The sequence below is a fragment of the Aeromonas sp. ASNIH5 genome (genome assembly GCF_002902865.1).
GTDB lineage: Bacteria > Pseudomonadota > Gammaproteobacteria > Enterobacterales > Aeromonadaceae > Aeromonas > Aeromonas caviae.
The window spans coordinates 3,634,734-3,648,152 of the sequence record NZ_CP026122.1 but is presented as its reverse complement, the minus strand read 5'-3'; the positions used below and the strand labels follow the sequence as shown (position 1 = coordinate 3,648,152).

The 13,419-nt window shown below is 60.9% G+C and carries 11 protein-coding genes and 2 tRNA genes; 3 read left to right on the top strand and 10 right to left on the bottom strand.

Annotation, left to right across the window (positions count from 1 at the left end):
- Positions 1-67: 67 nt before the first annotated feature.
- The 8 genes from C2U30_RS17175 to pncC form a co-directional block, all read right to left on the bottom strand.
- A tRNA-Arg gene (locus tag C2U30_RS17175) sits at positions 68-144 on the bottom strand.
- Between the two features lie 4 nt (positions 145-148).
- Positions 149-241: transfer RNA gene (locus tag C2U30_RS17170), tRNA-Ser, on the bottom strand.
- Positions 242-453: 212 nt separating this feature from the next.
- Positions 454-642 carry a carbon storage regulator CsrA gene (gene csrA / locus C2U30_RS17165; RefSeq protein ID WP_005315760.1) on the bottom strand — a complete coding sequence of 63 codons (189 nt, stop codon included), beginning with the start codon at positions 640-642 and terminating at the stop codon, positions 454-456.
- Positions 643-735: 93 nt separating this feature from the next.
- The gene (locus tag C2U30_RS17160) at positions 736-1,983 is read right to left on the bottom strand and encodes an aspartate kinase (RefSeq protein WP_010672822.1); all 1,248 of its coding nucleotides are present in this window, start codon (positions 1,981-1,983) and stop codon (positions 736-738) included.
- 16 nt (positions 1,984-1,999) lie between these two features.
- A complete protein-coding gene (gene alaS / locus C2U30_RS17155; protein ID WP_041212325.1) occupies positions 2,000-4,624 on the bottom strand; it encodes an alanine--tRNA ligase in 2,625 nt (874 codons plus the stop codon).
- A 279-nt stretch (positions 4,625-4,903) separates the two neighbouring features.
- Positions 4,904-5,410 carry a regulatory protein RecX gene (locus tag C2U30_RS17150; RefSeq protein WP_103244168.1) on the bottom strand — a complete coding sequence of 169 codons (507 nt, stop codon included), beginning with the start codon at positions 5,408-5,410 and terminating at the stop codon, positions 4,904-4,906.
- A gap of 41 nt (positions 5,411-5,451) precedes the next feature.
- Positions 5,452-6,516 (bottom strand): recombinase RecA, encoded by a 1,065-nt coding sequence (recA, locus tag C2U30_RS17145; RefSeq protein WP_043154135.1) that lies wholly within the window; start codon positions 6,514-6,516, stop codon positions 5,452-5,454.
- A gap of 80 nt (positions 6,517-6,596) precedes the next feature.
- Positions 6,597-7,088 carry a nicotinamide-nucleotide amidase gene (gene pncC, locus C2U30_RS17140; RefSeq protein WP_029313644.1) on the bottom strand — a complete coding sequence of 164 codons (492 nt, stop codon included), beginning with the start codon at positions 7,086-7,088 and terminating at the stop codon, positions 6,597-6,599.
- 199 nt (positions 7,089-7,287) lie between these two features.
- On the opposite strand from pncC, the gene C2U30_RS17135 reads away from it, so the two are divergent.
- Entirely contained in the window at positions 7,288-7,695 is a 408-nt protein-coding gene (locus C2U30_RS17135) for a Spy/CpxP family protein refolding chaperone (RefSeq protein ID WP_103244167.1), read from the top strand.
- A gap of 263 nt (positions 7,696-7,958) precedes the next feature.
- A complete protein-coding gene (gene mutS / locus C2U30_RS17130) occupies positions 7,959-10,529 on the top strand; it encodes a DNA mismatch repair protein MutS (RefSeq protein WP_048209017.1) in 2,571 nt (856 codons plus the stop codon).
- Between the two features lie 70 nt (positions 10,530-10,599).
- Here the strand turns inward: mutS and C2U30_RS17125 are convergent, their stop codons facing one another.
- Complete coding sequence (locus C2U30_RS17125; RefSeq protein WP_010672815.1) at positions 10,600-12,198, bottom strand: BCCT family transporter; 1,599 nt, start codon at positions 12,196-12,198, stop codon at positions 10,600-10,602.
- A gap of 9 nt (positions 12,199-12,207) precedes the next feature.
- The gene (locus C2U30_RS17120) at positions 12,208-12,735 is read right to left on the bottom strand and encodes a hypothetical protein (RefSeq protein ID WP_010672814.1); all 528 of its coding nucleotides are present in this window, start codon (positions 12,733-12,735) and stop codon (positions 12,208-12,210) included.
- 163 nt (positions 12,736-12,898) lie between these two features.
- On the opposite strand from C2U30_RS17120, the gene C2U30_RS17115 reads away from it, so the two are divergent.
- Positions 12,899-13,378: a MarR family winged helix-turn-helix transcriptional regulator gene (locus tag C2U30_RS17115; protein WP_010672813.1), complete on the top strand. Its 480-nt coding sequence runs from the start codon at positions 12,899-12,901 to the stop codon at positions 13,376-13,378.
- Positions 13,379-13,419: the final 41 nt, after the last annotated feature.

The following is a 13,419-nucleotide window of genomic DNA, read 5'->3' as shown; positions in this document are numbered from 1 at the left end:
ACTCAACAGTAAGCCTTCTTTAGTGCCGACTTGCTGATGGTCAACACATGACTCCAAGAGTCAAATATGGTGCGCCCGAGAGGATTCGAACCTCTGACCACCTGGTTCGTAGCCAGGTACTCTATCCAGCTGAGCTACGGGCGCAAAATGGCGGAGAAGGGGGGATTCGAACCCCCGATGCGGGTATAAGCCGCATACTCCCTTAGCAGGGGAGCGCCTTCAGCCTCTCGGCCACCTCTCCGTTTGCGGGGCTGATAATACTTCACAGGGATTTTTAGTCAAACACTTTTTTGGAGAAAACAGAGCGTTCGCTCAGCATTTGGCCAAAGAGTGGAATATTCAAGCAATATCGACACTTACCCAGTAGTTACGCGCTCTGCAGGCCGATTTGCAGGCCCCTGAAAAACAAAAGGCGACATCCGGGATGTCGCCTTCAGGCAGCCATGAAATGGCTTAGAAATTCGGTTGGCCCGGGACTTTCTCGGCCTGTATCCGCATGTAGATCTCTTCGCGGTGTACGGAAACCTCTTTCGGTGCATTCACACCGATACGAACCTGGTTCCCTTTTACGCCCAGTACGGTAACGGTTACTTCGTCACCAATCATCAGGGTTTCCCCTACACGACGAGTCAAAATAAGCATTCGCTTGCTCCTGTATCCTGTTTTGTATTTATATCGATATGCGCCATTATCTTACAAAGATACCGATATGGTAAATGGTTGAAACTAAATCAATCAGGGATTGTTTCCCAAGGGCTGCTCATGAGGCTCTTGATCCAACCCGAACGCCGAGTGCAACGAACGCACGGCCAGCTCCAGGTACTTCTCGTCAATCACCACGGATATCTTGATTTCAGAGGTGGAGATCAGCTGCATGTTGATCCCTTCCTCACCCAATACCTTGAACATGGTGCGCGCTACACCAGGATGATTCCACATGCCGACCCCGACGATGGAGACCTTGGCGATCTCTCCGTTGCCCTGCACGCAGGCGGCCCCCAGCTCGCTGGCGGTCTCCTCCAGCAAGGCGCGGGCCCGGCGATAATCATCACGATTCACCGTGAAGGTGAAATCGGCGGTGCCATCCCCCATGGTGTTCTGCACTATCATGTCGACATCTATGTTGGCGTCGCTGATCGGATTCAGGATCTGCGCGGCCACGGTCGGCCTGTCCGGCACACCCAGAATGGTCAGGCTGGCCTCGTTGCGATTGAACGCAATGCCGGATACCAGGGGTGCTTCCATCCTCTCACCTCCATATGTGATTAAGGTTCCCTCTCCGTCGACGAAACTCGACAGCACCCTTAGCGGCACGCGGTACTTGCCCGCGAACTCGACCGAACGGATCTGCAACACCTTGGCTCCGAGACTCGCCATCTCGAGCATCTCCTCGAAGGTGATGGTATCGAGGCGACGCGCCTTGGGTTCGATGCGCGGATCCGTGGTATACACCCCGTCCACATCGGTAAAGATCTGGCACTCATCGGCCTTGATGGCCGCAGCCACGGCCACCGCGGTGGTATCCGAACCACCTCGGCCCAGGGTAGTGATGGCATTGTGCTCATCGCGCCCCTGGAAACCGGCAATCACTACCACCTTGCCGGCACCGAGTGCGGCTTCCACCTGCTCGGTGTCGATACGGGTGATGCGCGCCTTGCCATAGGCGGAATCGGTGTGGATGCGGACCTGATCACCGGTCATCGAGACTGCGGGGCAACCGCGCTTGTTGAGCGCAATCGCCAGCAGTGCAATGGTGACCTGCTCACCGGTGGAGATCAGCACATCCATCTCGCGCCGGTTGGCATCCTGGTCCAGCTGCTGGGCCATGCCCAGCAACCGGTTGGTTTCGCCCGACATGGCTGAGACCACCACCACCACGTCATGTCCCTGGGCACGGGTCAGTTGAACCCGCTCAGCAACTGCCTCGATCCGCTCCAGCGTGCCGACCGAGGTGCCACCGTACTTCTGTACATAGAGTGCCACAGATCACCTCGCCCGCTTACAGGCGCTCTTCCAGCCAGGAGTGAACGGATTGCAGCGCCGCTGGCACCGCCTCAGGCTGGGTACCACCCGCCTGTGCCATGTCGGGACGACCGCCGCCCTTGCCACCCACCTGCTGGGCCACCAGATTGACCAGCTCACCGGCCTTGACCTTGCCGGTCAGGTCATTGGTCACGCCCGCGATCAGGTTGACCTTGCCATCACTGCTGGTTGCCAACAGCACGACACCGGATTTCATCTGGTTCTTCAGCTCGTCCAGCATGCCGCGCAGGGATTTGGGGTCGACCCCTTCCAGGGCGGCAACCAGCACCTTCTGGCCATTGATGTCGATGACCTGGCTCAGCAGGTCGTTACCCGCCTGTGCCGCCAGCTTGGCCTTGAGCTGTTCCAGCTCGCGCTCCATCATCTTGGCCTTGTCCAGTACCTGGCGAACCTTGTCGGCGATGGAGAACTGATCGCCCTTCACCAGCGCGGCGGCCTCTTCGATCTGTTCACCCAGCTGGTGCATCAGATCGATGGCGCTCTTGCCGGTGACCGCTTCGATACGGCGCACGCCCGCCGCGATGCCGCTCTCGGCAATGATCTTGAAGAAGCCGATATCACCGGTGCGCTTGGCGTGAGTACCGCCGCACAGCTCGGTGGAGTAGTCGCCCATGCGTACCACGCGCACATCGTCTTCATATTTCTCGCCAAACAGCGCCATGGCACCGGCTGACTTGGCCTCTTCCAGCCCCATCAGCTGGGTGGCCACCTCGTGGTTGGCACGGATCTGGGCGTTGACGAGCTCCTCGATCCGGCGAATGGTCGCCATGGTCAGCCCTTCGAAGTGGGAGAAGTCGAAGCGCATGCGCTCGGCGCCCACCAGGGATCCTTTCTGGGTCACGTGCTCACCCAGCGCCTGGCGCAAGGCCGCGTGCAGCAGGTGAGTCACGGAGTGGTTAAGGGCGATGGCTTGGCGACGGTCGCCATCGACCACGGCCTCGACCTCGGCTCCCTTCTCCAGGGTACCCAGTTCCAGATAGCCCTTGTGGATGATCGCCTTGCCCGCTTTCTGGGTGTCGGTGACGGCGAAGATGCCGTCATCCACCTTGAGGATGCCACTGTCACCCACCTGACCGCCGGACTCCGCATAGAAGGGGGTCTCCGCCAGCACGATCACTGCCTCTTCACCGGCGATGAGGCCATTGACCTCGACACCATCCTTGTAGATACCGACCACCTGGGTGTTCTGGCTCAGTTGCTTGTAACCGGTAAAGGGGGTCTCGAAATCGAGCTTCAGCACGTCGTTGTAGTTCACGCCGAAACTGGAAGCCTCTTTCGCGCGGGCGCGCTGCTTCTCCATCTCGGCCTTGAAGCCCTCTTCGTCGATGCCGATCTCGCGCTCGCGCACCACGTCGGCGGTCAGGTCGGCCGGGAAGCCGTATGTGTCATAGAGCTTGAACACCACTTCACCCGGGATCACCTTGGCATCACCGAGGTTGGCCAGGGCGTCTTCCAGCAGCAGCAGACCTCTGTCCAGCGTGCGGACGAACTGCTCCTCCTCGATGCGCAACACTCGCTCGACCAGCGGCAGCTGGGCGATCAGTTCCGCCGCCACATCCTTCATCTGCACGGCCAGCTCGGCAGCCAGCTTGTAGAAGAAGACGTCGGTAGCACCCAGCTTGCGGCCGTGACGCACGGCGCGGCGGATGATGCGGCGCAGCACGTAGCCGCGACCTTCATTGGAGGGCATGACACCGTCAGCCACCAGGAAGGCGCAGGAACGGATGTGGTCCGCGATGACGCGCAGGGACTGGTTGCTCAGATCCGTGGTGCCGACAATCTCGGCCGCCTTCTTGATCAACGCCTGGAAGATGTCGATCTCATAGTTGGAGTGCACCCCCTGCATGATGGCGGAGATACGCTCCAGACCCATGCCGGTATCCACGGACGGACGGGGCAGCGGCTCCATGGTGCCGTCAGCCTGACGGTTGAACTGCATGAAGACCACGTTCCAGATCTCGATGAAGCGGTCGCCATCCTCTTCCGGTGAACCGGGAGGGCCACCCCAGATGTGATCGCCGTGGTCGTAGAAGATCTCGGTACAGGGACCACATGGGCCGGTATCGCCCATGGCCCAGAAGTTGTCGGATGCATAAGGAGCACCCTTGTTGTCACCGATGCGCACGATGCGATCGGCCGGCACGCCGACCTCTTTTTCCCAGATGTCGAAGGCTTCGTCATCAGTCGCGTAGACGGTCACCAGCAGGCGCTCTTTGGGCAGCTTGAGGGTACCGGTCAGGAATTCCCATGCAAACCGGATGGCGTCCTGTTTGAAGTAGTCACCGAAGCTGAAGTTGCCCAGCATCTCGAAGAAGGTATGGTGACGGGCGGTATAGCCGACGTTTTCCAGGTCATTGTGCTTGCCGCCAGCCCGCACGCAACGCTGGGCCGTGGTGGCACGGTGATAGGCACGCTTGTCGGCGCCAAGGAACACGTCCTTGAACTGGTTCATCCCTGCGTTGGTGAACAGCAGGGTCGGATCGTTGTGCGGTACCAGCGAGCTGGAAGAGACAACCTGGTGTCCCTGGGTGCGGAAATACTCGAGAAACGCAGCGCGAATCTCTGACGTGGACATGTACATGGAAAATCCTGCTTGATTCGAATACGGACTTTTAACCGCATTAATGTAAGTTTTCTGCAGGGTAAAGTAAAACGTGGGGACCCTTGACGGGTGAAATAGCCCGCAAGGGGCCAGCGTTTGACAGCAGCACCCACAAGCACGTCGCAACAGGGGGGCTTCGGGATGCCTCGCTCGACCACAGGGCCGCCATCGACAGACCTGGCGAAGGGCTGATATTCCCCACCAACCGCACCGCACACCAAGGGGAATCCTGCCCATAGGTCCAGCCTCGGCGCGCCACTATTGCTCACCTTGCATGGCTGAGAGGGCGTAACGGGCTTGCTCCTGGGTAAAACCACGCCCCATCAGATATTTGAGCCACTTCATGCGCAGTTTGAAGTCGGCAAAGTCGGTCGCCTTTGCCCGACGCGACAACAACGCAAGCGCCAGTTCGAACCAGTCGAGCTCGGGTTGATCCAGGGCCGCCTCGATCTGGGTGTCATCCAGCCCCTTGCGACGCAGGTCGAAGCGGATCCTGAGCGGACCATGGCCTTTGGCCGCACCGGCCCGCACCGCCATGGCACCGTAACGATCGTCATTGACCCAGCCATAGCCACGGCAATGGTCGAGTACAACGGCGACCACCTCCTCCTCGAATCCCTTCTGACGCAGGCGTCTGGCCAGCTCGGACTCCGCACTTTCGCGGCGGGCAAGACTACGCATGGCATAGGCGCGGGCGGCGACGACCAGCTCTTCAAAGGTCAATTCGACGGGCTCGCCCGGCTCGTTCACTGATTCATCCACCATAAACAACAAGGCCGGGTATCAACCCGGCCTTTCCTCATTCCTTATTCGAACTCTTGTTCGTTTTCGGCTTCAAACTCGGCGTATTCGGCAGCCGTGGCCTTCTCCTCCACCGGCGCGGCGCCGGAGAGCAGCAGCTCGCGCAGCTTCACTTCCACCTCGGCAGCCAGTGCCTTGTTTTCGGAGAAGAGCTTCATCACGTTGGCTTTGCCCTGGCCGATCTTTTCGCCGTTGTAGCTGTACCAGGCCCCCGCCTTGTCGATCAGCTTGTGCTTGACGCCGAGATCCACCAGCTCGCCCTCCTTGGAGATACCGGCACCATAGAAGATCTGGAACTCAGCCTGCTTGAAGGGTGGCGCCACCTTGTTCTTGACGACCTTGACGCGGGTTTCGTTGCCGACCACCTCGTCCCCTTCCTTGATGGCGCCGGTACGACGGATGTCCAGGCGCACGGAGGCGTAAAACTTCAGAGCGTTACCACCGGTGGTGGTCTCCGGGCTGCCGAACATGACGCCAATCTTCATCCGGATCTGGTTGATGAAGATGCACAGGCAGTTGGCGTTCTTGATGTTGGCGGTCAATTTACGCAGCGCCTGGGACATCAGTCGGGCCTGCAGGCCGACGTGGGAGTCACCCATTTCGCCTTCGATTTCCGCTTTCGGGGTCAGGGCCGCCACGGAGTCGACGATGATGACGTCGACGGCATTGGAGCGCACCAGCATGTCGCAAATCTCCAGTGCCTGTTCACCGGTATCCGGCTGGGAGATGAGCAGGTCGTCGACGTTGACGCCCAGCTTGGCGGCATAGATAGGATCCAGTGCGTGCTCCGCATCGACGAAGGCACAGGTTTTGCCCTTCTTCTGGGCTTCGGCGATCACCTGCAGAGTCAGCGTAGTTTTACCGGACGATTCCGGACCGTAGATCTCGACGATACGACCGCACGGCAGACCACCGATCCCCAGCGCCACGTCCAGAGAGAGAGAGCCGGTGGAGATGGCTTCGATATCCATGGTCTTGCTGTCGCCCAGACGCATGATGGAGCCTTTGCCAAACTGCTTTTCGATCTGGCCCAGCGCAGCCGCCAGTGCCTTCTGTTTGTTCTGATCCATGCCAATCTCCGCTGGGAATCGTGAGTAAGAAGTGAAGTTGGGCTAAGTATACTGTTTATGCATACAGTATCAAGCCCAATTTATTTGAGCAGTGCCAGGAGTCCGGACAAGGCCTGTCTGACCGCCTGCTGGCGCACCTGATGGCGATCTCCATCGAAACGAGCGAGCAGGGAGTGGTGACGACCGGTACGATCTGCCCAGGCAAACCAGACAGTGCCGACCGGTTTCTCCTCGCTGCCACCACCAGGCCCGGCGATACCGCTGATGGCCACGCAGATACCCGCATCGGAGCGAGCCAGGCAGCCCCGGGTCATCTCCAACACCACGGGTTCGCTGACGGCGCCGTGGCGCAACAGGCTGTCGATGCTGACGCCGAGCATCTGCTGTTTGGCTTCGTTGGTGTAGGTCACGAAACCGCGATCGAACCAGGCAGAGCTGCCGGCAGTATCCGTGATGGCAGTGGCAACCCCGCCGCCGGTGCAGGATTCCGCCGTGGCGGCCAGCCAGCCTCTGGCCAGCAGTGCCTCGCCCAATTCCCGGGATAAGCGGGAGATCTCTGCTTCAAGTCCCATCATCGCCTCCTCTTCCGGCCTCTTCCAGGCGAAATATGGCGCTCATTATGCAGTTGCCCCGCCCCTCGGGCAACCGACCCCGGGGCCACTGCGTCAGCAAGTTGTCGTCGCTTAAGCTCCAGTACATGGCTGCTCATTATCATGTTCCAACACCGCCATGCATGCGGTTTCCATCCCATCAGACCAAGGAGAAAGCCGGATGAAGCATCCGTTCAACGTCGCCATGACAGCCCTCGCAATGTGTATCGCCACCCATGCCTTTGCCACCGAGGGCACCGCCGAGCTGCAGAGCGAGACCACCCTGGCCCAGGAGCTGAACCTCTCCAGCGCCCAGGTGGAGCAGATCAAGGGGCTGCGCGAGCAGGCCACCAGGGAGCTGGGCTCAATCAAGCTCGACGCAATCGGCCAGGACGTCATCGTCAACATGATCAAGTCCGGCAAATGGGATGAAGTGGCGGCGAGAAAGCAGTTGCAGACCATCAGCGACGTACAGGCCGAGGCCCGCTACCATCGCGCCCACTACCTCTTCGAGGTGAGCCGGGTGCTGACGCCCGAGCAGAAAGCCAAACTGCACGAGATGCTGAGCGGCGGCGAGGCCATGTACTGAGGGCGACACTCTCCCCGTCTCTCCCATCCCCGCATCCGTGCGGGGATGCTATTTCTCCTCCCCCATGCCTCTTTTCGGCCAGGCTCCCCCCAGACCACTCTGGTCAGCATCATCCGGATGCACAGATCCGCGACGGGATGCCGGCTTTGCCTCCAAGACGGAGATTCCTCCTCACCATCTTGCCTCGAGCATGTAGAATGGCCCCCAGATTCAGACCCATGACGGCAGACGTTTGCCCGCAAGAGCACCTTCTGGAATAGCACATGACAGCACAATACCAAGCGCCAGGCGCCAACTTGAGCGCCCACACCCCCATGATGCAGCAGTATCTGACTCTCAAGGCCGAAAACCCGGAGATCCTGCTGTTCTATCGCATGGGCGACTTCTACGAGCTCTTCTACGACGACGCCCGCAAGGCCTCCCAGCTGCTCGACATCTCCCTGACCAAGCGCGGCCAGTCGGCCGGCAGCCCCATCCCGATGGCCGGGGTGCCCTATCACGCCATCGAGGGGTATCTCGCCAAGCTGGTACAGCTCGGCGAATCGGCCGCCATCTGCGAGCAGGTGGGGGACCCCGCCACCAGCAAGGGGCCGGTGGAGCGCAAGGTCATTCGCATCATCACCCCGGGTACCGTCTCCGACGAGGCGCTGCTCAGCGAGCGGCAGGACAACCTGATCGCCGCCGTCTACCACGATGGCCGCCGCTTCGGTTACGGCACCATGGACATCGGCTCCGGACGCTTCTTCATCAACCAGTTCGAGAAAGAAGAGACCCTGCTGGCGGAGCTGCAACGCACCAATCCGGCGGAGCTGCTCTACCCCGAATCGTTCGCCTTCCTGCACCATGTCGAGGGTCGCCGCGGTCTGCGCCGCCGCCCGGAGTGGGAGTTCGAGCTCGGCACCGCCCGCAAGCTCTTGTGCCAGCAGTTCGGCACTCAGGATCTGGTGGGCTTTGGGGTCGAGCAGAGCGAGACCGCCCTGTGCGCCGCCGGCTGCCTGATGCAGTACGTGAAAGACACCCAGCGCACCGCCCTGCCCCACATTCGCAGCGTGCGCCTGGAGCAGCCCGATCATGCGGTCATCATGGATGCCGCCACCCGCCGCAATCTGGAGCTGACCCAGAATCTGGCCGGCGGTCACGACAACACCCTCTCCGCCGTGCTCGATTGCACCGCCACGCCGATGGGCAGCCGGCTGCTCAAGCGCTGGATCCACCAGCCGATCCGCGATCGGGTGATCCTCAAAGGTCGCCAGAGCACCATCAAGGAGCTCATCGAGCAGAACCTCTATGACGAGCTGGGGAGCCTTCTGCGCCAGGTCGGCGATGTGGAGCGGGTGCTGGCGCGCCTTGCCTTGCGCTCGGCCCGTCCGCGCGATCTGACCCGGCTGCGGCAGGCTTTTGCTCAGCTGCCCGAGTTGCAGCGTCTGCTGGCGGAGAGCGAGCACGAGGCGGTGCAGCAGCTGCGCGAGCGGGCAAGTACCTTCCCCGAGCTGTTCGATCTGCTGGAGCGTGCCGTGATGGAGGTGCCGCCGGTGCTCATCCGCGATGGCGGCGTCATCCGTGAAGGGTTCAACACTGATCTGGACGAGCTGCGGGATCTGGCCAATGGCGCCACCGCCAGCCTGGCCCGCATCGAGGAACGGGAGAAGGCGCTCACCGGCATCAACACTCTCAAGGTGGGCTACAACAAGGTGCACGGCTTCTATATCGAGGTGAGCCGTGCCAACAGCCACCTGGTGCCGGCTCACTACATCCGCCGCCAGACGCTGAAAAACAACGAGCGCTACATCATCGATGAGCTGAAGAAGTACGAGGACAAAGTGCTCACCGCCCAGGCCCAGGCGCTGGCGCTGGAAAAACGCCTCTACGAAGAGCTGCTCGACGCCCTGCTGCCCCACCTCGGCGATCTGCAGGAGTCTGCTGCCGCACTGGCGGAGCTGGACGTACTGGCCAACCTGGCGGAGCGGGCAGAGACCCTCGACTATCGCTGCCCCACCCTCATCGACGAAGATCAGATCCTCATCGAGGCGGGCCGCCATCCGGTGGTGGAGCAGGTGATGACCGACCCCTTTATCGCCAACCCCATCCGGCTGGAGCGGGAGCGGCGGATGCTGATCATCACCGGCCCCAACATGGGCGGTAAGTCCACCTACATGCGCCAGACTGCGCTGATCGTGCTGCTGGCCCATATCGGCGCCTTCGTGCCCGCCGACAGCGCCCGCATCGGCCCCATCGACCGCATCTTCACCCGCATCGGGGCGTCGGATGATCTCGCCTCCGGCCGCTCCACCTTTATGGTGGAGATGACCGAGACTGCCAATATCCTCAACAACGCCACCGCCCGCAGTCTGGTGCTGATGGACGAGATTGGCCGCGGCACCAGCACCTACGACGGCCTCTCCCTGGCCTGGGCCTGCGCCGAGCAGCTGGCAAGCAAGATTGGCGCCTACACCCTGTTCGCCACTCACTACTTCGAGCTGACCCGCCTGCCCGAGCTGATGAGCGGGCTGGCCAACGTCCACCTGGATGCGGTGGAGCACGGCGACACCATCGCCTTCATGCACGCGGTGCAGGAAGGTGCGGCCAGCCGATCCTACGGCCTGCAGGTAGCGGCGCTGGCCGGGGTGCCGAAATCGGTGATCCACCAGGCCCGCCACAAGCTGCACGAGCTGGAGAGTGCCACTCCGGTGGCCGCCGGCGAAAGCCGTCCGGCTCCGGTCACTCTCGCCCCGCAACCCCATCCTGTGGTGGAGGAGCTGGCAGCAGTACGTCCGGACGAGCTGACCCCGCGACAGGCCCTTGACCTGCTCTATCGACTCAAGCAGATGCTGTAACTACCGACCGCCGAACAGGCATGAAAAAGGGGAACCGCGAGGTTCCCCTTTTGTTTGACCGAACCTGTCATCAGCCCGGACCGATGCGATCCATCAGGCTCAGATTGACCGACCCCGGATGGCGCTTGAGCTTCTGCCTGTATTCGAACTGGTGCTGGCTCTCCTGTTTGAGCCCCTGCATCAGGGAGTAGCACATGGCCAGCATGATGACCGAGAAGGGCAGCGCGGCGATGATGCTGGCGGCCTGCAGGGCGGCCAGCCCGCCGGAGACCAGCAGAATGGCCGCGACCAGCCCCTGCCCCAGTCCCCAGATGGCGCGGTGCAGCACGGGGGGATCCTGGTCGCCAATGGAGAGCAGCGTCGTAATCACGAGCGTGCCCGAGTCACTGGAGGTGATGAAGTAGGTGCAGATAAGCAGGGTCAGCACCCCTTTGGCAATCCAGCCGAAGGTCTCCCAGTGCAGCAGTTCCACCGTCTTGTAGAGCGCCATGGTGACATCCTGATTGACCGCTTCCACTACGCCGCCGCCACCGAACAGCTCCAGGTTCATGGCAGTCCCGCCAAACACGGTGAGCCAGAGCATGCCGAGCAGGGAGGGCACCAGCAGAACACCGAGCACGAATTCACGGATCGTGCGGCCCTTGGAGATGCGCGCGATGAACATGCCGACAAAGGGGGCCCACGCAATCCACCAGCCCCAGTAGAACGCGGTCCAGCTGGACTGCCAGGCCGAGGTGCCGTTGGCTTCCGTATTGGTCCAGAAGCTCAGCTTGACGATGTTCTGCAGGTAATCACCGATGTTCTGCACATAAGCGTTGAGGATGTAGGTGGTTGGCCCCAGCACCAGGAAGAGGCCCAGCACGAACACGCTCAACCAGATATTGAGTTCGGAGAGGATCTTCACCCCGCGCCCGACACCGGAGATGGCCGACAGGGTGGCAATCAGGCTGATGCCACCGATGAGCCAGAGCTGGTTCGCTTGTGACACGCCCATGCCGAACATCTGGTTGAGGCCGGTGTTCATCTGGGAGACGCCCAGCCCAAGGGAGGTCGCCACCCCGAACACGGTACCGAACACCGCCAGCACGTCGGCGGCATGGCCCCAGAAGCCGTAGATGCGATCGCCAAGAATGGGGTAGAGCACGGAGCGGATGGCCAGCGGCAACTTGCGCCGGTAGCTGAAGAAGGCCAGCGACAGGCCGACGATCACATAGATGGCCCAGGGGTGCAGACCCCAGTGGAAGAAGGTGAGGCGCATGGCGATCTGGGCCGCTTCCGGCGTCATGCCTTCGGTGATGAAGGGGTTGCCCTGCAGGTGATACATGGGCTCGGCGATGCTCCAGAACACCAGGCCTATGCCCATGCCTGCGCTGAACAGCATGGAGAACCAGGCAAAGTAGCCAAACTCCGGTACCTGGTCGTCGTCGCCCAGCCGGATGCTGCCAAAGCGGCTGAACATCAGGTAGACGGCGAAGAACAGGAACAGGGCGACCACCAGGATGTAATACCACTTGAAGCCAGCAATGATGGTGTCCTTGGCCCCGGTAAACCAGGTTCCTGCGGTATCCGGATCAAAGACGCCGAACAGCAGGAAGAGGGTCACGACGGTGAGGGCCGTCATGGCCATGGTGGGATTGAGGCCTTTCAAAAGCCCTTTGGTTGCTCGCATCGGGCCTCCTTAGTCGTTGTTGAAAAAGTCTTCACCCACGTGATCGCCGGCACCGCCGATGGCGCGATAGGCCAGACGACCTGCCACCTGCTCACGGTGATCCACCAGGGTCACCGACGGCTGACCGTTCACTGCGTGGCGTTTGCCGAGGAAGATCGCCATGGGCACCCCCAGATTGGAGACACCGCTGGTGATCCAGAGGCGGTTGAAGTCATAGGAGCCACCGATGAACTCCAGCTGTGCCAGTCCATTGTCCAGACCCGCCAGATAGAAGTTCATGGCACTCTCGTCGGGGAAGAGGTGAACCAGCACATAGGCATAGCGCAACTCATTGACCAACTCCTTTAGGCTGAAAGAACCTGTGTTGCTGCAAGAGAGCGGCAGCTCACCATCGTAGTGGTGTACCTTGAGGTTGTTGGGGTCCTCGTCATAGGCAGGTTGATAACGCACAAATGCCGCGGTATCCGGCAGTTCATAGCGAACTCTGACCACACGCAGGTCGGCAACCAGGGACTTGATATCCAGGTCGTCATGCATGATTTCACTCCTCAAATATCGGGTTGGAATGGGGCAATTGTCCGATAACCTAACACAATATTCATTAGAGCTAAAACCATTACATCAAAAACCATATTGACCTTGTTATGGATTAGGCGGAGAATTTCGCGCCTCTCCACAGCCCTGCGATGACCCAGACCCCATGGAAAAACATGATGAAGTGCTGATCGCCCTGCGCCAGATCATCCGTGCCATCGACATGCACTCCAAGCGCTTGATCAAGGAGGCCGGCCTGACCTCGCCTCAGCTCCTGCTGCTCAAGGGGATCGACGAGCTTGGCCAGATCTCCATGCGCCAGCTGGCGGATCACACCAACATGAGCCAGGCCACCGCCACCACCATCATGGACCGACTGGAGAGCCGCCAGCTGGTGCAGCGCATTCGCAGCGAAACCGACAAACGCAAGGTGCATGCGACGCTCACTGACGCGGGACGTGCCCTGCTTGCCCAGGCTCCGACCCCCTTGCAGGAGAGTTTCATTCAACGCTTTCAGGCGCTGGAGAACTGGGAGCAGGGGTTGTTGCTCTCATCCCTGCAACGCATCTCCGCCATGATGAATGCCGACGGTATCGATGCCGCCCCCGTGCTGAGTGTCAGCCCCCTGACCGAAGAGCGGGCCTGAACTGCAGTGCCTAATCCTGAAGTCCGTTTACATGTTTTCAG